Origin of the sequence: Pseudoalteromonas pernae (assembly GCF_039831865.1) — a bacterium.
GTDB lineage: Bacteria > Pseudomonadota > Gammaproteobacteria > Enterobacterales > Alteromonadaceae > Pseudoalteromonas > Pseudoalteromonas pernae.
Genome location: NZ_JBDODM010000002.1, coordinates 229,065 through 248,998, shown reverse-complemented (window position 1 = coordinate 248,998; position 19,934 = coordinate 229,065). Strand labels below are relative to the sequence as shown.

Below are 19,934 nucleotides of genomic sequence, written 5' to 3'. Positions count from 1 at the left end.
GTTAATCTATCTCTTCAACCTTGGGGCACTGGCCAATTTTAACGATGCCGCCATCGGCATTTTCTTGTTCCAGCTTCACAGTAAATCCCCATAAACGATGTAAGTGCTTTAACACCTCTTCACGTGAGTCAGCCAGTGGAATCGAGTTTTGCGGCACGTAGCGAAGAGTCAATGAGCGATCGCCGCGAATATCGATGTCATACACTTGGATATTGGGCTCGTGATTACTCAAGTTGTACTGCGCAGAAAGCGCTTGGCGAATTTTCTGATAGCCGAACTCATCGTGAATCGCAGAGACCTCTAGATTAGGAGCGGCACTGTCGTCAACAATCGAAAACAGCTTAAATTCTCGGATCATCCGTGGCGATAAAAACTGGCTGATAAAGCTCTCGTCTTTGAAGTTTTGCATCGCAAAATGCAATGTTTCTAGCCAATCACTGCCAGCATATTCGGGGAACCATCGTTTGTCTTCGTCCGTAGGGTTTTCACAAATACGGCGAATGTCCACCATCATGTTAAATCCCAACGCATAGGGATTAATGCCTGAGTAGTAATTGCTATTGTAGGGGGGCTGATACACCACATTAGTGTGGCTTTGCAGTACTTCAAGCATAAAGCCATCTGTGAGTTTACCTTCATCATAAAGGTGATTAAGTAATGTGTAATGCCAAAACGTCGCCCAGCCTTCGTTCATCACTTGTGTTTGCTTTTGCGGGTAAAAATACTGGGAAATTTTGCGTACGATGCGCACGATTTCACGCTGCCATGACTCTAACAGCGGAGCGTTTTTTTCAATGAAATATAGAATGTTTTCTTGTGGCTCCGATGGAAAACGCACACGCTTTTGTTTGGCTTCTTGTTCGCTATTGGGGATGGTGCGCCACAACTCATTGACTTGAGATTGTAGGTACTCTTCACGCTCCTGTTGGCGCTTTTGTTCCTCAAACATAGAAATTTGTTGTGGCCGTTTATAGCGGTCGACGCCGTAATTCATCAAGGCATGGCAGGAGTCGAGAATATCTTCAACCTCGTCAATGCCATACTTTTGCTCACACTTAGCAATGTAATTTTTGGCAAAGAGCAGGTAATCAATAATAGAACCTGCATCTGTCCAGGTTTTAAATAGATAATTGCCTTTGAAAAATGAGTTGTGGCCATAACAGGCGTGCGCCATCACCAGCGCTTGCATTGCCATGGTGTTTTCTTCCATTAAGTAGGCAATACAGGGGTTAGAGTTGATCACAATTTCATACGCTAAACCCATTTGTCCGCGGCGGTAGTTTTGCTCAGTTTGGATGAATTTCTTACCGTAGGACCAGTGGTTATAGCCAATGGGCATGCCGACGCTCGAATAGGCATCCATCATCTGTTCCGCAGTGATCACTTCAATCTGATTGGGGTAGGTGTCCAATTTATAATGCTCGGCAACGCGTTTGATTTCGTCGCGGTATTCTTCGAGCAATGCAAATGTCCAATCCGGACCGTCACTTAAAGGCTTACGTGTCATACTCGCCCTCCCAAGCTACGCGCTGCGCGCCGTTTTGTTCGCACTTTTTTTGAATAGCTCGCGGAAGATAGGGTAAATGTCTTCAACCGCGGTGATGTGCTCAATAGCAAAATTACCAAAATGGGCAGCCAGTTGTTCGTATTCACGCCATAAGCTTTGATGGGCGCGATTGGTGATCTCAACATAGGCGTAATAACGTACCTGAGGCAGAATTTTGGTGCTCAATAGTTCTGAGCATTGTGGTGAATCGTCTGCCCAATTATCACCATCGGACGCTTGCGCCGCATAGATATTCCATTCACTGGAGGAATATCTGTCAGCAATGATTTGGTGCATCAACTTCAATGCACTGGAAACAATCGTGCCGCCTGTTTCTTGGGAGTAGAAAAATTCCTGCTCATCCACTTCTTTGGCTTGGGTGTGATGACGGATGTACACAACATCAATGTCTTTGTAGGTTCGTGTGAGGAACAAATACAGCAAGATGTAAAAGCGTTTGGCCATGTCTTTGGTGGCTTGGTCCATCGAGCCTGACACATCCATCAAACAAAACATCACCGCTTTTGAGGTGGGGTGAGGGCGCTTTTCATAGTTTCTAAAGCGCAGATCATAGTTGTCGATAAAAGGCACCGCAGAGATCTTACGCTCAAGCGCTTCGATTTCCTCAAGCAGCGCATTTATCTTGGTTTGTTCTGGCACGGGTTGTTGCTCAAGCTCAATCAATTGCTGCTTAAGCGCTGCAAGCTCCTTTTTCTTGCCTGCGGTCATGGCCACGCGGCGAGCAAGAGAGCCTTGCAGTGAGCGCACCACATCGATGTTGCTCGGCATACCGTCATTACAAAATCCGGCTCGGTGCGTTTTCATTTGCACCAGCTTGTCGAGACTATTTTCCTGCAAATTAGGTAGCTCTAAATCTTCAAAGAGTAAATCAAGATATTCATCTTTGGAGATAGAAAATACGAAATCGTCTTGTCCTTCCCCTTGATCACTGGCTTCACCTTCACCGGCACCACCCCCTTGACCACCTTGCGGGCGTTTGATTTTATCGCCTGTGTTGAATTGATCATTACCTGGGTGCACCTGTTCACGGCGACCCCCTCGACCTTGGTGGAAAAAGGGCTCGGTGATGTCTTTTGCAGGTATAGAGATACTCTCGCCACTGGATACATCAGTGACACTGCGTTTGTTTATAGCGTCCGAAACGGCTTCTTTTATCTGCTTTTTGTAGCGACGAATAAAGCGTTGGCGGTTAAGCGTGCTTTTATTCTTGCCGTTTAGGCGCCTATCAATAAAGTGCGCCATATTATTCCCCTCAACCTACATCAAGGCGTTACTGTGACTTACGAACGCGTAAGTACCATTCAGATAACAACCTAACTTGTTTCTGGGTGTAGCCTTTGTCGACCATGCGATTAACAAAGTCTTCGTGCTTTTTCTGATCATCAGCAGATGTTTTGGTATTAAACGAGATGACCGGCAGCAAGTCCTCAGTATTAGAGAACATTTTCTTCTCGATAACGGTGCGCAGTTTCTCGTAACTGGTCCACAGCGGATTCTTACCATTGTTGTGTGCGCGTGCCCGCAGAACAAAGTTAACGATTTCGTTGCGGAAGTCTTTCGGATTTGAAATACCTGCTGGCTTTTCAATTTTCTCGAGTTCAGCATTAAGAGCCGAACGGTCAAAGAGTTGGCCCGTATCTGGATCGCGGTATTCTTGGTCTTGAATCCAGAAATCGGCGTAGGTTACATAACGGTCAAAGATATTTTGTCCGTATTCTGAGTATGACTCCAAGTAAGCGGTTTGTAGCTCTTTACCTATAAACTCAACATATTGTGGGATAAGGTAGCCTTTCAAGTGTGATAAGTAACGCTCTTGCACCTCCGCGCTATACTGTTCGCGTTCTATTTGCTGTTCTAACACATAGAATAGGTGTACTGGGTTAGCGGCCACTTCGCTGTGATCAAAGTTGAACACGCGAGAGAGGATTTTGAAGGAAAAGCGCGTCGATAGACCCGTCATGCCCTCATCAACACCAGCGTAGTCACGGTATTCTTGGTAGGACTTAGCTTTAGGGTCGGTGTCTTTGAGACTTTCGCCATCATAGACTCGCATTTTTGAATAAATACTTGAGTTTTCAGGTTCTTTAATACGTGATAACACCGAGAATTTGGCTAGGGTTTCTAATGTTCCTGGTGCGCACGGAGCGTCGCTGAGCTCACTGTTTTGTAGTAATTTATCGTAGATTTTGACTTCTTCAGAAACGCGTAGGCAATAAGGTACTTTAACTATGTATACACGGTCTAAGAAGGCTTCGTTATTCTTGTTATTCTTAAATGTTTGCCACTCAGATTCATTGGAGTGAGCGAGAATAATGCCACTGAAAGGTAAGGCTGAAATGCCCTCCGTGCCATTGTAGTTACCTTCTTGGGTTGCTGTAAGTAGTGGGTGCAGCACTTTGATAGGCGCTTTAAACATTTCCACAAATTCCATCAAACCTTGGTTCGCTAGACACAACGCGCCGGAGTAGGCATACGCATCTGGGTCATTTTGGGCAAAATGCTCTAGCTTACGAATATCCACTTTCCCGACGAGTGCTGAGATGTCTTGGTTGTTTTCATCTCCGGGTTCTGTTTTGGCAATAGCGATTTGATTCAATATGGAGGGGTAGCGTTTAACGACTTTAAACTGGCTGATGTCACCGTTGTATTCTTTTAGGCGTTTAGCTGCCCAAGGCGACATTATCGTTCTTAAGTAACGTTTTTTAATCCCGTACTCAGTTTCCAGCAACTCACCGTCTTCCACCGCATTAAATAAACTCAGTGGATGGTCATTAACTGGCGACCCTTTCAAACTGTAAATAGGCACTTGCTGCATCAAGTACTTGAGCTTCTCTGCGATGGAGGATTTACCACCACCAACAGGGCCCAGTAAGTAGAGGACTTGTTTACACTCTTCTAGGCCTTGTGCCGCATGTTTGAGGTAGGAAACAATTTGCTCAATGGCATCTTCCATCCCATAAAATTCGCTAAACGCGGGATATCGTGCGATGACACGGTTGGAGAACAACCGGCTCAGTATCGCGTCTTTGGAGGTGTCGACCATTTGCGGCTCACCAATGGCCGTGAGTAACCTCTCTGCTGCGGTTGCATAGGCGGTTTTGTCAGATTTGCACAGTTCTAGGAACTCGCTGACAGTGTATTCTTCTTCTTGGGATGCTTCAAACCGTGATTGATAATGCTCGAAAATTGTCATATCGACCTCCAAGTAACCTAAAGCGAAAATGAAAAGGTAAAGATGCCACTCGGTAATTAAAGCTTAGACAGTGATATGAAATTTTGCGAAATAAATTAGTTATTTACTGCGGTCCCAATATGGGTAATCGGGCATAAAAAAGCCGCAGTAACTCATGCTACTGCGGCTAAATATTTGGCAAATTAAGCGTGAAAAATTTTCACTTCACTTAATGCGTAGGAATTAAGCTGCGAAGTTTTGGTTCGCGAAATCCCAGTTAACTAGAGCCCAGAAACCTTTTAGGTAATCAGGACGCACGTTGCGGTAGTCGATGTAGTAAGCGTGTTCCCACAAGTCCACTGTAAGAAGTGGAGTTACACCCGCTTCAGTCAGAGGTGTAGCAGCATTTGATGTGTTAACGATGTCTAGTGAACCGTCAGCAGTTTTTACTAACCAAGTCCAGCTTGAACCGAAGTTGTTAACTGCTTTGTCGTTGAATGCTTCTTGGAACGCTTCGAAAGAACCCCATTTAGCGTTGATCGCGTCAGCAACCGCACCCGTTGCAACACCACCGCCATTTGGCGATAGGCTGTGCCAGTAGAACGTGTGGTTCCAGATTTGTGCAGCATTGTTAAAAACACCGCCTTCTGATGAACATACGATCTCTTCAAGTGATTTACCTTCGAAATCAGTACCTTCGATTAAGCCGTTAAGTTTAACTACGTAAGTGTTGTGGTGCTTACCGTGGTGGAACTCAAGTGTTTCCTGAGAAATGTGCGGCTCTAGTGCATTGATTTCATACGGTAGTGACGGTAGTTCAAATGCCATGTTTTTCTCCATCTGTCTTTATTTGAAAAAGGGCTGACAGGGTAGCTGCGACAGCAGCGTTTTATATACTGAAAGCCATTATAGTGTTACTATAATTCCTGAGTATTTTACTCAAGTTTAAACAAACAGCAACGCCTAACGACGGTGTCAATCACCCAATATCGCAAGTGAGCGTATAAGCATAGGTGTTTTTTAAGCTAATGCCTGTAGATTGCAACTGCATCATGTGCTTGTAACTTTCCCCTCACTGTGGCTATTAACCTAGTGCTGTTTGCTTTAACATTACACGCATTCATAGACATTGTGGTTACAGTGGTGGTTTTCAACTTAAACCATCGCTTAAAACAGAAATTGAGGTTGTTAATGGAAACCATCGATAAGATCAAACAGCAAATCGCTGAAAACCCTATTCTGCTATATATGAAGGGTTCGCCTAAATTACCAAGCTGCGGCTTTTCTTCGCAGGCTTCTCAAGCCTTGATGTCGTGTGGAGAGCAATTTGCTTATGTAGATATTCTACAAAACCCAGATATTCGTGCTGAGTTACCACAATACGCAAATTGGCCGACGTTCCCTCAGTTATGGGTTGAAGGTGAGTTGATTGGTGGTTGTGACATCATTATTGAAATGTTCCAGCGCGGCGAACTTCAGCCTTTGATTCAAGAAACTGCGGCAAAATACAAAGAAGCTGACGCAGACAGCGCAGAATAATAAAAAGCCGGCTAAGCCGGCTTTTCTTTTTCCTTTTCTTATTGTTAACTTCTATTACACTCAATACATAGTCCTTATGGAGGAGTGTGATGTCATCAGTTCAGCGTTTTTTTGCAGTGCTAACGATAGCGACACTATGTGCTTGCATGACCTTCACCTGTTTTGCTCAGCAGAGCAATCGTCTTATTCTCATTAACTACCAAGTTGATGAGCAGCAACATGATTATGTAGCTCGGTGGCAAGGGAAAACTTTGTCTGTAGCAGCAGGGCAGCCCAAGCGAGTGGTAATAGCAACTCTGGATTGGCCGCCTTATATAGGCTCTCAGCAGTGCCAAGGCGGGTGGTTGTTGCATTACATGAGTGCTGTACTTATTGAGGCAGGATATAACCCCGAATTTCGTTTCCTACCGTGGGCGCGCGCTGTACGCATGGTGGAGTTGGGTCATGCAGATATTCTTGCGCCCGAATATGAGATAGAAGCATCAGCGCCTTCCGATGTGGTAATTGGTGACACTCGATTACAGCATTTAGCGATGTCGGTGCCATTTTCTCACACACCTCTTCATTATTTCAGTGCGGCAAAGAGCCAGATAAAAAAGTCACCCACACCTGATGAGTTACCTAACTACTCCGTTGGCGTAGTGCGTGGGTATCAAAATGCACCGGATGTGGATAAGGTGCTCGACAGCGGGAAGGTGGTGGTACAACAGGCTATTGATGATGCCCAAAATTTGGATTTGCTTGTTAATAATCGAGTAAACCTAATAATCGGTGATCCTTTTGTGATCAACACCGTCGCCAAGCGTAAGGGCATCAGTACGAATCTATATTCACAACTTGAACCAAGCATCATCGAACAGCAACTTTATTTTGCGCTGTCCAAAGCGCGTCCTCAATGGCAAACGCTACAAAGCGATATAAATACAGCCATCGCTACCCTCAACAACGCCCAGGTAGACAAGCAAATCACGGCGAAAATCAAGCAACTATGCCATCAAGACTAGCCATAATTGGCAATGAATAGTTATTCTTGGTGTGAATAATTATTCATTTTGATTGTAGGTTTACGTTAACGTAAACTGCTGCTTTACCTTTGCGTGCATCGTCTATTTTTTGTTTTGACACTGGTGTCATTGTAAAAATAACGAAAATAAAGCAGCTAAATAGTGCAAAGTGTTTACTTTTACCCTGTGTTTACAAACAATGAAAAATATTCAAGAATGTGAATATGTATTCAATATTTCGTTGACACCCTGTGTGCAAAGGGTTAGCGTTGACGGTCCGTTAAGTCACTACTTTGTCTTTATCAGCACAGTGACAAGCGCGCAGTAGCAAGGGGGGAGGAGTCCACAATGTTATATGACTCAACGTTAGTAAAAGATAATTGCGGCTTTGGTTTGATCGCTCAGATAAACGGTCAGGCCAGCCATAAACTAATTCGAACAGCGATCACTGGTTTGGCTCGTATGGAGCACCGTGGCGGTATTTCTGCGGACGGTAAAACCGGTGATGGTTGTGGTTTGTTAATGCAGAAACCGGATAGCTTCTTTCGTGCAATCGCCAAAGAAAATGAGTGGTTATTGGGGAAAAACTATGCGGTCGGGATGATTTTCTTAAGCCAAGATCCCGTTAGAGCGCATGCAGCCAAACAGGTTATAAGTAAAGAACTAGAAAAAGAAACACTGACTTTGGTTGGTTGGCGTGATGTACCTACCGATAACAGCTACCTCGGTGAGATTGCCATTGAGCAACTACCTCAGTTTGTCCAAGTTTTTGTTAGCGCCCCTGAAGGCTGGCGTCCGAAAGACTTAGAGCGCCGATTGTATATAGCGCGTCGCCGCATTGAGCAACAGTTAGTTGACGACCAAGACTTTTATATCGCTAGTCTCTCTGGATTAGTGACGGTCTACAAAGGCTTGATGATGCCGGTAGATTTACCGAACTTTTATCTAGACCTTGCTGATATGCGCATGACGTCAGCGATTTGTGTGTTCCACCAACGTTTCTCAACAAACACGCAGCCGCGATGGCCATTGGCACAACCGTTTAGATATCTAGCGCACAATGGTGAGATTAATACCATCACGGGTAACCGTCAGTGGGCACGGGCTCGTGCATACAAATTCTCATCACCTTTGCTTCCTGATCTGCAAACGGCCGCACCATTTGTCAATGAAAGCGGTTCCGACTCATCGAGCCTAGATAACATGCTCGAACTGTTTCTTGCAGGTGGTATGGACTTATTCCGTGCGATGCGCATGCTTGTGCCGCCTGCGTGGCAGAAAAACAGAGCGATGGATGAGGACTTACGTGCATTCTACGACTTTAACTCTATGCACATGGAACCGTGGGACGGACCTGCGGGCATAGTTATGTCTGATGGCCGCTTTGCCGCGTGTAACCTTGATAGAAATGGTCTGCGTCCAGCACGTTATGTCGTTACCCAAGATGGTTTCATCACGCTTGCCTCTGAGGTCGGTATTTGGGATTACGCCGCGGACGAAGTCATTGAAAAAGGCCGTGTTGGTCCGGGCGAGTTGATGGTTGTTGACACGCTGCATGGTAAAATTTGGCACTCCGATGAGATTGACCAAGACCTTAAAGCGCGTCATCCATACAAACAGTGGCTCGAGCAAAACGTCAAGCGTCTAACGCCGTTCGAGCAACTCAGTGATAAAGAAGCCGGCAATCGCTCTTTTGATGATGACACATTGCTTATCTATCAAAAGATGTTTGCCTACACCAATGAAGAGCTCGACCAAGTTATTCGTGTAATGGGTGAAAATGGCCAAGAAGCCACAGGTTCAATGGGTGATGACACGCCCTTTGCTGTGCTATCCGAAGGACATCGCTCGCTGTACGACTATTTCCGACAGAAATTTGCTCAGGTAACGAACCCACCGATTGACCCCTTGCGTGAAAACCACGTGATGTCGTTGACTACGTGTATCGGCAGTGAGCAAAACGTATTTAATGAAACCACCGGTCATGCGAAACGTCTGCAATTCGACTCGCCTATTTTGATGTATTCAGACATGGTGCAGTTGCGCACAGCAAGTCATGAGTATTACTCGCACAGCCAAATTGATTTGAATTACACCAGTGATGAGACACTTGCTCAAGCGATTGAGCGCATTTGTGATGAAGCACAGCGCAAAGCAGAATCCGGCGTGGTTATGCTGATCCTTAGTGACCGTCAAATCACTCAAGACAGTTTACCAATCCCAGCGGCAATGGCTGTAGGGGCTGTGCAACAACGCTTAGTTAATAACAACTTGCGTTGTGACACAAACATCATTATTGAAACGGGCAGTGCGCGCGATCCACACCAATTTGCTGTGTTATTAGGTTTTGGTGCGACCGCTATCTATCCATATCTTGCTTATGAATCGCTGGTGGCGATGAGTGACAGCAAGATTATTGACAAAACATACCGTGAAGTAACCTTGTCTTATCGCAATGCGATCAACAAAGGGTTATTTAAAATCATGTCCAAGATGGGTATCAGTACTGTTGCTTCTTATCGTTGTTCAATGTTGTTTGAAGCGGTCGGTCTGTCAAATGATGTAGTGGAAATGTGTTTCAAAGGTGTGGCTAACCGAATCAATGGAGCCTGTTTTGAAGACTTTGAAAGTGACCAGTTGAGTTTGCGTAAACTGGCGTTTAGCTCACGTAAGTTATTGAGCCATGGTGGTCTATTGAAGTTTGTGCATGGCGGTGAATATCACGCGTACAATCCAGATGTAGTGCAAACGCTGCAAAAAGCCGTGCGATCAGGTCAGTATAGCGACTACCAAGAGTACGCTGATTTGGTAAACAATCGACCTATTACCACGTTACGGGATTTGCTTGCCCTCAAATCTGATACTCAGTCGATTTCTATTGATGAAGTTGAGCCGGCAACAGATTTATACAAGCGTTTTGACTCCGCAGCGATGAGTATCGGTGCGTTGTCACCAGAAGCACACGAAGCACTGGCGATTGCGATGAACCGCTTGGGTGGGTGTTCCAACTCCGGTGAAGGCGGGGAAGACAAGCTACGTTATGGCACAGAAAAGAACTCGCGTATTAAGCAGGTTGCTTCTGGGCGTTTTGGGGTAACTCCGCATTATTTACGCAGTGCAGATGTCATCCAAATCAAGGTGGCACAGGGCGCAAAACCGGGTGAAGGTGGCCAGCTTCCAGGTGAGAAGGTGACACCCTACATCGCTAAACTGCGCTATTCGGTTCCGGGCGTGACCTTGATTTCGCCTCCACCGCATCATGATATCTATTCTATTGAAGACTTAGCGCAGCTTATTTTTGACCTTAAGCAGGTTAACCCTGACGCCATGATTTCGGTGAAGTTAGTATCAGAGCCTGGGGTGGGCACAATCGCCACTGGTGTGGCTAAAGCCTATGCTGATTTGATCACGATTGCAGGCTATGACGGCGGTACAGGGGCGAGCCCATTATCGTCAGTGAAGTATGCAGGTAGCCCGTGGGAACTCGGACTTGCTGAGACCCAGCAAGCGCTGGTTGAGAATGGTCTGCGTCATCGCATTCGCCTACAAACAGACGGCGGATTAAAAACCGGTCTAGATATTATTAAAGCGGCTATTCTGGGTGCGGAAAGCTTTGGCTTTGGCACCGGACCCATGGTTGCTTTAGGTTGTAAATACCTGCGTATTTGTCACTTGAATAACTGTGCGACCGGTGTAGCAACGCAGGATGAAACCTTGCGTGCTAAGCATTATCACGGCCTGCCAGAAATGGCGATGAACTACTTCAAGTTTATCGCCCAAGAAGCGCGAGAGCTAATGGCAGCGCTGGGTGTTAAACGCTTAGTTGATTTGATCGGTCGAACTGACTTACTTGAGGTCATTGAAGGCAGAACGGCTAAACAGCAAAAACTCGATTTATCGAATCTGCTTGCACAACCAAACAATGTAAGCGGCCAATCGCTCTATTGTTCGACGCCGAACACCTCTCACTACACAGGTAGTTTGAATGAAGAGTTGTTAGACAAAGCCAAAGATGCAATCGACAAAATGTCGGGTACGAACCTTGTCAGCCGTATCTGTAATACAGACCGTTCGGTAGGTGGCATGCTCTCTGGTTATATCGCGTCAAAGTATGGCAATCAGGGCATGGCAGCAGATCCTGTGCGTATTGAGCTACACGGAACTGCAGGCCAATCATTCGGCGTGTTCAACGCTGGTGGTCTGGAAATGACCCTAATTGGTGATGCCAATGACTATGTCGGCAAAGGCATGGCGGGCGGTCGATTGGTAGTGCGTCCACCGTTAGGTTCGTGTTTCCAATCTCATCAAGCGGCCATTGTAGGTAACACCTGTTTGTACGGGGCGACCGGCGGCAAATTGTATGCTGCAGGCTGCGCAGGGGAGCGTTTTGCGGTTCGTAACTCGGGTGTGACAGCTGTGATTGAAGGTTTGGGTGACAACGGTTGTGAGTACATGACTGGTGGTGTTGTGTGTGTACTTGGCAAAGTAGGGATTAACTTCGGTGCTGGTATGACAGGCGGCTTTGCTTACGTGTTGGACGAGGGCAAGGACTTTGAAAAACGCATGAATCCTGAACTTGTGGAAACAGTTGAGCTTGATACCTTGGCGACGCACCAAGAGCACTTGCGTGGTTTGATTGCTGAGCACTTAGACTTGACCGGCTCTCAACGGGCCGAGGCTATTTTGGCTAACTTTGATTTGTATTTACCTTTGTTCAAATTAGTGAAGCCAAAATCCAGTGATGTGAATAGTTTATTGGGCCACCGTGCCCGCAGCAGCGCTGAATTGCGCGTGCAGGCACAGTAGGAGGAAGTATGAGCCAGAATGTTTATCAGTTCATCGATGTGCAACGTGTAGACCCGCGCAAAAAGCCGATTTCTGCACGTAAACAACAGTTTGTTGAGATATATGAACCTTTCTCGCAAAATCAGGTGGACTCACAGGCGGATCGTTGCCTTGATTGTGGTAACCCGTATTGCGAATGGAAATGCCCAGTACATAACTACATTCCGCAGTGGTTAAAGCTGATTCGTACGGGACGTATTCTCGAAGCCGCAGAGCTTTCACATCGCACCAACAGCTTACCGGAGGTGTGTGGCCGTGTTTGTCCACAAGACCGTTTATGCGAGGGTGCATGTACGCTAAATGAGGAGTTTGGTGCCGTAACTATAGGTAATATAGAGAAGTATATTACCGACACTGCATTTGCGATGGGGTGGAAGCCCGATATGAAGCACGTAGTATGGACCGACAAAAAAGTGGCTATCATCGGTGCTGGCCCAGCAGGTCTTGGCTGTGCGGATGTGCTAGTACGCAATGGTGTAAAACCAGTGGTGTTTGACCGCCACCCTGAAATAGGTGGCCTACTGACGTTTGGTATTCCTTCGTTCAAACTTGAAAAAGAAGTGATGCAGCGTCGCCGTGAAATATTCACGGAAATGGGCGTTGAGTTTAGGCTCAATACCGAAGTTGGCAAAGACATTGAACTACAGCAGATCATTGATCAATACGACGCAGTGTTCTTAGGTGTCGGTACCTATCAGAGTATGCGTGGTAACTTGGAAAATGAAGATGCTCAAGGTGTTTATGATGCCTTACCATTCTTGATTGGTAACACCAACAGAGTTATGGGCTATGATGAGAGCAACGATCCGTATCTAGATATGCAAGGTAAACGTGTTGTTGTGCTCGGTGGTGGTGATACTGCGATGGATTGTGTGCGCACCTCTGTACGTCAACAGGCACAGCATGTGATTTGTGCCTACCGTCGTGATGAAGAGAACATGCCGGGCTCAAAGCGTGAAGTTAAGAACGCTAAAGAGGAAGGTGTGGAGTTTGTCTTTAATGTTCAGCCAAAAGGTATTGAAGTGAACGAACAGGGCCAAGTCACAGGTGTTCGCATGGTCAAAACCCAACTCGCAGACCCGGACGCTAATGGTCGTCGTCGCGCTGAAGAGGTAGAAGGCTCAGAGCACGTTATCGCTGCCGATGCGGTGTTAATGGCGTTTGGTTTTCAGCCACATAAAATGCAGTGGTTAGAACCATTTGGCGTTGAAATCAACTCTTGGGGCGGTATCACGGCCCCTGAGCAAGGCGCCTACACGCATCAAACCACTAACCCGAAAATTTTCGCTGGCGGTGATGCAGTTCGCGGTTCAGACCTCGTTGTGACAGCCATTTTCGAGGGGCGTAATGCCGCTGAAGGCATTATGGATTATCTTGAAGTGTAAAACTCATCATGATGATGAAAAAAAGCAGGCTTAAAGCCTGCTTTTTTGTGTTCAGCCGTGTGCAGATATTAATTCTTGGGCATTTGCGAGCGTTGTTTTACTAATGTTATCGCCGCCTAATAAGCGTGCAATTTCATCAATACGGCCTTGCAAATTGAGCGACTTCATTTGTGTATAAGTCTCATCATTGGCGACCTCTTTGGCAACAAAGAATTGGTTCATGGCACTTGATGCAACTTGCGGTAAGTGAGTAACACAAATGACTTGGGTTGATTCGCCCAACCGACGCAGTAATTTACCAACGGCCGCCGCAGTAGGGCCTGAGATACCCACATCCACTTCGTCAAAAATCAATGTTGGGGTCGTAACTCGTTGCGCGATAATGACCTGAATTGCCAAACTAATACGCGACAATTCGCCGCCTGACGCCACTTTTGATAGAGCTTGCATCGGTTGACCTGGGTTGGTTGATACTAAAAACTCGATGCGGTCCTGACCCAGTCGCGATGGTACACGCTCTTTGTCAAAATCGAGCTCAATATTAAAGCGGCCATTCTCCATCGACAATTCATGCATGCTGGCACCAATTAGTGAACTCAACTGTGTCGCCGCCGCTTGGCGACTTTGTGATAGCAACTCACTATGATGTTGGTAATTTGCCAGAGCGTCGGCAATTTCTGCATCCAATTGTGATAGCCGCTCATCATCAACACAAATGGCTTGTAGACTCGCTTTAATCTCAAGGTGGTGATCAACTAGTGCACTTGGCTCCACCATGTGCTTACGCGCAAGACTGATAGCGTTGCCCAAGCGCTCATCTAACTGAGCAAGGCGCTCTGGGTCTAGTTCCGCACTGTCGCAGTAGCTACGTAATTCGCGACTTGCTTCTTCTACCTGCACACATGCATCATTAAGCATAGTAGCAATGCCTTCAAGCGATGAGTCAATAGCAGCGAGTTCGCAGATTGCTATGGCGCTATGTTGCAGGGCGCCATTAATAGTTTGTTCGTCCCCTTCGTACAGGGCGTAAAGTTGCTTTTGGGTGCCTTCTAGAAGGTGCTGAGAGTGACTTAGCTTATTGTGCTCAGCTTCGATTTGTTCGAACTCTCCTTCCTCTAGAGCAAACTCATCAAGTTCAGCAACTTGGTATTCTAGCAATTGCTTCTGAGCTTGCTGCTGTGCGTTTTTTGCTTCAAGCTCTTTGAGTTCTTTAAGTAAGGTTTGGTAGTGGGAATACGCAGCAGCAGTGTTATCGATTAGCGACTTATGACCCGCATATTCATCAACTAAGTGCAGTTGGTGATCGTTCTTTAGCAATAACTGGTGGGCATGTTGGCCATGAATAGAAATAAGGTATTGTCCCAACTCCTTAAGCTGGGCTGCGGTGACTGCAACGCCATTGATATAGCTTTTGCTGCGGCCATTTTTAGCAACGACACGGCGCAATAAACATTCATTTTCATCACCTTCAAGCATATGCTCTTGCAAATACTTTTGTGCTTTAGGCAAATTGCTGATATCAAAACGGGCGCTAATATCAGCTTGTTTCGCACTTGGCCTCACTGCTGCGGCATCTGCACGCTCACCAAGGCACAATGACAAAGCATCAATCGCAATTGACTTACCGGCACCTGTTTCTCCGGTAATCGCAGTCATACCTGCATGCCATTGGGTTTCAAGCTCGCTGACAATAGCAAAATTAGAAATGGTTAATCCCGAAAGCATACTGTTTATCCATCCAGTTATTATTAACTGTTAATTTATACAGTGTACTCGGAATTTGCAAACTAATTTTTAAGCGATGTGTGCTGTTTTTTCATCCTCTGCAGCATTGTCATCTGCACAGAGCGTGAGCTCCGCATGTTGAAGCTCTAGTAACTCTTGGGCGCTTAAATCGCGCGAGACCAATTGAGTGATGAGGCTAGGTAGAATTTCGTGATAAAAGGCGTAGTTAAACTCGATACCTCGACGCGGAATTTCGGCGATTAAAAGCTGCATTCTCTCACGCAGACCTTCAATGTCTTTACGGGCATCAGCTTTGGTTAGCTCTGATTGGAAGGTTTGTAAAATACGGTCACTGAGGTACTCAAGGTATTCGAGGTTCTCGTGATTTTTACTTTGTACCACAAAGAAGTTGCTGCAAATGCTGTTCAATGGGGTGGTGTTCTTTGGACGTAAGATCCGCGCTTCAACATATTCGTTCAACGCACTGCTGAATCGTTGTTGTACTTCTTTAATACGCGTGTTGAACAATCGTCTTTCTAGTTCACGCGCTTTTTGCCTATTACGCTCGATAATAATATACACCGCGAGCAGGGCAATCAGTAAAACAAGGGCAAGAACAACGACTAGGACCATGGTTATTACAGCAATTTTTATTGGTTATTTATGCCGTTATTCTTATTCAATTGGTGCCTGAATGCAATACAAAAAACAGTCAGAATTTAGGCGCCTTTTAGTACAGTCTCGAACCCCAATTTAGCTTTTGCCTCAATACGTTATAGTACGAATAGTCCGTTGGGTGGATAAGTCTTAATGGTCTTTCAGCCTTTTTTATTACCACTTCATCACCGGGTAAGGTTGCAAGCACCACATGACTATCGCAACTTACTTGCAAGCTGTCGGTATTGTCCAAGCTAAGCTGCAACCTCACAACGCTGTCCCCGTCCACAACCAAAGGTCTGCTCGATAAAGTATGCGGGAACATCGGCACAAGGGCCATGGCATTAAGGCCGGGCGTGAGAATTGGACCGCCACCCGATAGCGAATAGGCAGTGGAACCGGTCGGTGTGGAAACAATGAGTCCGTCAGATTTTTGTGAGAATACGAAGTCGTCGTTGATAAAGCATTCAAACTCAATCATGTGAGCGACTTTGTCCGCGTGCAGTACCGCTTCATTCATGGCCGAATTTGCGCTTTTGAGCTCAGCATGGCGGAACACTTCCACTTCAAGTAAGAAACGTTTCTCTTCGATGTACTTACCACTGAGCACTTGTTCGAGTGCAGCTTCGAAGCCATCAGGGTTAAGATCAGTCAAAAAGCCCAAGTTGCCGCGATTCACACCAATAACACCCACATCAAAGCGCGCTAACACACGGGCTGCGCCGAGCATGTTGCCATCGCCACCGACCACTACGGCTAAATCTGCACGCTCTCCGAGTTCGACTAAGTCTACCAAAGTTGCTTCTTGTGGGTTCGCAAGTTGGCCACCGTAGTGGCGTTCAACGAGCACCTCATAACCTAACGCTTGCAAAAAGGCATAAAGGCGTTGTAAGGTCAGCGCCGCGCCTTCGTGATTCGCTTTACCAATTAAGCCGATTGTTTTAAATGAAGCGCTCATATCTGTGCCACAAATGAAAAGTCCTTATAGATTAACGCAAAAGTGGTGGGGTTGAAACTGAGGCAAAGAGCCTAAATTATAACTATATGAAATTATCTCCACGTGATGAGCAGATTTTCTCTGCGGTAATGAGTTTATATTGTGATGGGCAAGGCTTGCCCGTTGCTTCGTCACGCATTGCTAAACAAAAGGGCATGGCAGTATGTAGCGCCACCGTTCGTAATGCTATGGCACGCCTCGAAAAGTTAGGTTTATTGTACTCTCCGCATACTTCTGCAGGGCGCATTCCTACCCAAGAAGGCTTTTCCTTGTGGTTTGACTCTTATTTTCAATTGCAGCAGCTAGGACAGTATTGGCAGCCACCACAGAGTAAGTTGGTTGAGTTTGCGCACCATTTGGCGCAGCGATACAAAGTGTGCTGCTGCGTAGGTTTGCCGCAAGTAACCACGCAAGTGGTGTTTCGCGTGGAAGTACTCGATTTTGATCGTAAGCACTGGCTTATCTTATTGCTTGATAGGCAAGGGCAAGGCCATAACATTTTGATCAGCAAGCCGCTCGAAGCCAATGATGAAATCCGCTACCAGTTCGCAACTTGGTTGAATTCGGTATTTGCCCAACAAAACCTGATGGAAGGTATTCATCGCATGCGAGCAATGAGTCGTACCGCGCCACATTATTGTCATGGTTCTTTGGCTCAGTGGACACGAGAGTTGGCGAATAAGCTAGGCAGTGACAACAGTATTGTTGTGGGTGAGAACAACCTCTATGCGCACGCGCAAACTAACCAAGAATACAATATCGGTGTGCGCTTCTTGCACGCGATTGAGGATAGGTTGGCGTTTAAAAATGGTGTCTCGGTATTGTTCGGTGAAGAATTATCCCAACCTGGTTTTGAGCCCTTCCTTATTTTCAGTTTGGCCTACTTTGCCAACCATGAATATCAGAGTCGATTTTGCGTTATTTTGCCGAAGTCCGCACCGATTGAGGCAATCATTCAAGAATTTGCGCAAATCAAAGACGTTGACTCTTGAAACCTATAAAACCATCCCCATAATGTTTCGCAGTTACGCAGTTTTTGGAGAGTAAATACATGTCTGAGCAACAACAGGCTAACGAACACGAGCAGGAATCAGTAGAAGCACAAGCTGAGCAAGTGCAAGAAGAACAAGCACCTGAGCAAGAGCAAAGTGTGGAAGCAGAATTAGCGGCACTTTATGCTGAGCTAGAAGATGCCAAGCAAACAATCGAAGCCCAAAAAGACAGCGTAGTGCGCGCTGCAGCTGAAGTTGAAAATATCCGTCGTCGTGCTGCACAAGATGTTGAAAAAGCACATAAATTTGCACTGGAAAAATTCGCAAACGAACTATTACCAGTGATCGATAACCTAGAGCGTGCAATTGAGTTCGCTGACAAGGAAAACGAAGCTATCGCACCTGTACTTGAAGGTGTTGAAATGACAGCGAAAAGCTTTGTTGAAGCGGTTGCTAAGTTCAATGTTGAGGTGGTAAACCCTCAAGGTGAGACTTTCAACCCTGACTTGCATCAAGCGATGGCTATGCAGCCAAGCGAGGATGTTGCACCAAACACAGTATTAGCGGTAATGCAAAAAGGTTACACCTTGAATGGCCGTTTACTGCGTCCAGCAATGGTGATGGTGTCTAAAGCACCTTAAGTAATAAATTAAGTTGTAAAAATGCCCGCTTACGAGTGGGCATTTTTTTTGCGATGCCAAACCTGAGTCACCACGATGAGCATTACGGCAGTGAACATCATCGCGGAGAATGCTAAGGCATTTTCTGGGTGCACCAAGGCTAAAATTGGCCCCACTAGTGCACCGCTACCAAAACGTAAGGTACCAATCACAGCCGTTGCTGTACCTGAGTTTCGTTCGAACTCCATTAAAATAAGCGCATCAGCGTTTGAGGCTATAATACCCAAACTCATCATCAGCGGAGCAATGCTCCACACCACGTAATAAAGTGACATCTCCATGGCGCTAACAACCAGCAAGGTGGTACCGCTAATGATGGCAAGTGTCAGCCCGTAATACAGCATCTTTCGTGAGCCGACTTTGGGCACGATGCGGGTATTAATGAAGTTACCTAGCATCAAGGCAATCACGTTCAATGCGAAGAGCACACCAAACAATTGCTCTGACACCGAGAAATAATCTAAGTAGATAAAAGGGACTGAAGTTAAAAAGCAAAAGAATGCAAACGATGCGAGCATGGAGCTCAAAATATCTGCACGTGCTTTTGCTTCGCCTAAAATCACCCCATAGCTCTCAAAAAACAGTTTCAAACCGCGTTTTTCGCTTCGATAGATTGGAATATCAATTAAGTGCATTTGCACCCAAGCTAAAGTCATCAACGCATAGCCGCCAAGTACTAAAAAGATCACTTGCCATTGGGCTAGACCCATAATCATCGAGCCAATGCTGGGGGCCGCTAATGGTGCAACCATCATGATCATCGACACATAACTCATGCCCTTAGCGGTATTCTTTTGATATATATGACGAATAATTCCGGGGACGACTACAGTCGCAGCCGCTCCCGTGAAAGCTTGTAACGCGCGCAGCAGCCAAAATAGATAAATATCGTCACAAAACGCCAGTGCAAATGAGGTGATAGCAAAAAGCCCAAGGCCAATTCGGGCGAGGCGACGTCGCCCCATTTGATCGGCAATAGGGCCGAAGAACAACATGCCCAACGCATAGCCTGCCAGATAAACGCTCAGTGAAATTTGTACCTGTGGCATGGTTGCGCCAAGATCACTGGCAATTTGTACCATAGCTGGTAAGTACATATCGACTGCCAACGGCGTGATGGCGACAATACTCGCCAACAACGGCAACAACAAACGCCGGCTAGGCGTTTTTCTATCTTCAGTGGACATAGATAAACTATCTTCTAAATTTGGTGATGTGGAGAAACTAAGTAGGCACAGAGAACTGTACGTAGAGTGAGCATCTTCTTAGTTTGAACACTATAGCACCAAGTATAAATGTAGAGTAGTGGGGCGATATTAACATTATGTTAATTATCAAGTTTTAACATGCGCTATGCGATACCTCTAGGGT

14 protein-coding genes are annotated in these 19,934 nt (G+C 46.0%); 6 read left to right on the top strand and 8 right to left on the bottom strand.

The annotated features are described in order from the left end of the window. Position 1: 1 nt before the first annotated feature. From V1358_RS05205 to V1358_RS05190, 4 genes are all read right to left on the bottom strand, one after another. Complete coding sequence (locus V1358_RS05205; protein WP_347390914.1) at positions 2-1,507, bottom strand: SpoVR family protein; 1,506 nt, start codon at positions 1,505-1,507, stop codon at positions 2-4. Between the two features lie 15 nt (positions 1,508-1,522). Beyond that, positions 1,523-2,809, bottom strand: coding sequence for a YeaH/YhbH family protein (locus V1358_RS05200; RefSeq protein ID WP_347390913.1), 1,287 nt, complete (start codon positions 2,807-2,809; stop codon positions 1,523-1,525). A 28-nt stretch (positions 2,810-2,837) separates the two neighbouring features. After that, positions 2,838-4,760, bottom strand: coding sequence for a PrkA family serine protein kinase (locus V1358_RS05195; protein ID WP_347390912.1), 1,923 nt, complete (start codon positions 4,758-4,760; stop codon positions 2,838-2,840). 222 nt (positions 4,761-4,982) lie between these two features. Next, entirely contained in the window at positions 4,983-5,567 is a 585-nt protein-coding gene (locus tag V1358_RS05190; protein WP_347390911.1) for a superoxide dismutase, read from the bottom strand. 363 nt (positions 5,568-5,930) lie between these two features. Here V1358_RS05190 and V1358_RS05185 point away from each other — a divergent pair, with 363 nt between their 5' ends. The 4 genes from V1358_RS05185 to V1358_RS05170 all read left to right on the top strand — a co-directional run bounded on the left by V1358_RS05185 (position 5,931) and on the right by V1358_RS05170 (position 13,512). After that, entirely contained in the window at positions 5,931-6,278 is a 348-nt protein-coding gene (locus V1358_RS05185) for a Grx4 family monothiol glutaredoxin (protein WP_347390910.1), read from the top strand. An 89-nt stretch (positions 6,279-6,367) separates the two neighbouring features. After that, the gene (locus V1358_RS05180) at positions 6,368-7,282 is read left to right on the top strand and encodes a substrate-binding periplasmic protein (protein WP_347392823.1); all 915 of its coding nucleotides are present in this window, start codon (positions 6,368-6,370) and stop codon (positions 7,280-7,282) included. A gap of 348 nt (positions 7,283-7,630) precedes the next feature. After that, positions 7,631-12,088 (top strand): glutamate synthase large subunit, encoded by a 4,458-nt coding sequence (gene gltB, locus V1358_RS05175; protein WP_347392822.1) that lies wholly within the window; start codon positions 7,631-7,633, stop codon positions 12,086-12,088. A gap of 8 nt (positions 12,089-12,096) precedes the next feature. Further along, positions 12,097-13,512, top strand: a complete 1,416-nt coding sequence (locus V1358_RS05170) for an FAD-dependent oxidoreductase (RefSeq protein ID WP_347392821.1) — start codon at positions 12,097-12,099, stop codon at positions 13,510-13,512. A gap of 51 nt (positions 13,513-13,563) precedes the next feature. On the opposite strand, the gene recN is transcribed toward V1358_RS05170, so the two are convergent. The 3 genes from recN to nadK form a co-directional block, all read right to left on the bottom strand. Then, a complete protein-coding gene (gene recN / locus V1358_RS05165; RefSeq protein WP_347392820.1) occupies positions 13,564-15,237 on the bottom strand; it encodes a DNA repair protein RecN in 1,674 nt (557 codons plus the stop codon). Between the two features lie 69 nt (positions 15,238-15,306). Continuing rightward, entirely contained in the window at positions 15,307-15,870 is a 564-nt protein-coding gene (locus tag V1358_RS05160; protein ID WP_347390906.1) for a hypothetical protein, read from the bottom strand. Positions 15,871-15,967: 97 nt separating this feature from the next. Further along, entirely contained in the window at positions 15,968-16,852 is an 885-nt protein-coding gene (nadK, locus tag V1358_RS05155; RefSeq protein ID WP_347390905.1) for an NAD(+) kinase, read from the bottom strand. Positions 16,853-16,938: 86 nt separating this feature from the next. Here nadK and V1358_RS05150 point away from each other — a divergent pair, with 86 nt between their 5' ends. Together V1358_RS05150 and grpE are read left to right on the top strand one after the other, a co-directional pair. Next, positions 16,939-17,883, top strand: a complete 945-nt coding sequence (locus V1358_RS05150; protein WP_347390904.1) for an HrcA family transcriptional regulator — start codon at positions 16,939-16,941, stop codon at positions 17,881-17,883. A 59-nt stretch (positions 17,884-17,942) separates the two neighbouring features. After that, the gene (grpE, locus tag V1358_RS05145; protein WP_347392819.1) at positions 17,943-18,524 is read left to right on the top strand and encodes a nucleotide exchange factor GrpE; all 582 of its coding nucleotides are present in this window, start codon (positions 17,943-17,945) and stop codon (positions 18,522-18,524) included. A 29-nt stretch (positions 18,525-18,553) separates the two neighbouring features. Here grpE and V1358_RS05140 read toward each other — a convergent pair whose 3' ends face one another. Then, positions 18,554-19,750, bottom strand: a complete 1,197-nt coding sequence (locus V1358_RS05140) for a multidrug effflux MFS transporter (protein ID WP_347392818.1) — start codon at positions 19,748-19,750, stop codon at positions 18,554-18,556. Positions 19,751-19,934 lie beyond the last annotated feature (184 nt).

Bases quoted from the DNA above. Each gene is read 5' to 3' on its own strand.
- recN (WP_347392820.1), bottom strand. From the start codon at position 15,237: ATGCTTTCGGGATTAACCATTTCTAATTTTGCTATTGTCAGCGAGCTT.
- grpE (WP_347392819.1), top strand. From the start codon at position 17,943: ATGTCTGAGCAACAACAGGCTAACGAACACGAGCAGGAATCAGTAGAA.
- V1358_RS05190 (WP_347390911.1), bottom strand. From the start codon at position 5,567: ATGGCATTTGAACTACCGTCACTACCGTATGAAATCAATGCACTAGAG.
- V1358_RS05205 (WP_347390914.1), bottom strand. From the start codon at position 1,507: ATGACACGTAAGCCTTTAAGTGACGGTCCGGATTGGACATTTGCATTG.
- V1358_RS05200 (WP_347390913.1), bottom strand. From the start codon at position 2,809: ATGGCGCACTTTATTGATAGGCGCCTAAACGGCAAGAATAAAAGCACG.
- nadK (WP_347390905.1), bottom strand. From the start codon at position 16,852: ATGAGCGCTTCATTTAAAACAATCGGCTTAATTGGTAAAGCGAATCAC.
- V1358_RS05160 (WP_347390906.1), bottom strand. From the start codon at position 15,870: ATGGTCCTAGTCGTTGTTCTTGCCCTTGTTTTACTGATTGCCCTGCTC.
- V1358_RS05150 (WP_347390904.1), top strand. From the start codon at position 16,939: ATGAAATTATCTCCACGTGATGAGCAGATTTTCTCTGCGGTAATGAGT.
- V1358_RS05195 (WP_347390912.1), bottom strand. From the start codon at position 4,760: ATGACAATTTTCGAGCATTATCAATCACGGTTTGAAGCATCCCAAGAA.
- V1358_RS05170 (WP_347392821.1), top strand. From the start codon at position 12,097: ATGAGCCAGAATGTTTATCAGTTCATCGATGTGCAACGTGTAGACCCG.
- V1358_RS05185 (WP_347390910.1), top strand. From the start codon at position 5,931: ATGGAAACCATCGATAAGATCAAACAGCAAATCGCTGAAAACCCTATT.
- gltB (WP_347392822.1), top strand. From the start codon at position 7,631: ATGTTATATGACTCAACGTTAGTAAAAGATAATTGCGGCTTTGGTTTG.
- V1358_RS05180 (WP_347392823.1), top strand. From the start codon at position 6,368: ATGTCATCAGTTCAGCGTTTTTTTGCAGTGCTAACGATAGCGACACTA.
- V1358_RS05140 (WP_347392818.1), bottom strand. From the start codon at position 19,750: ATGTCCACTGAAGATAGAAAAACGCCTAGCCGGCGTTTGTTGTTGCCG.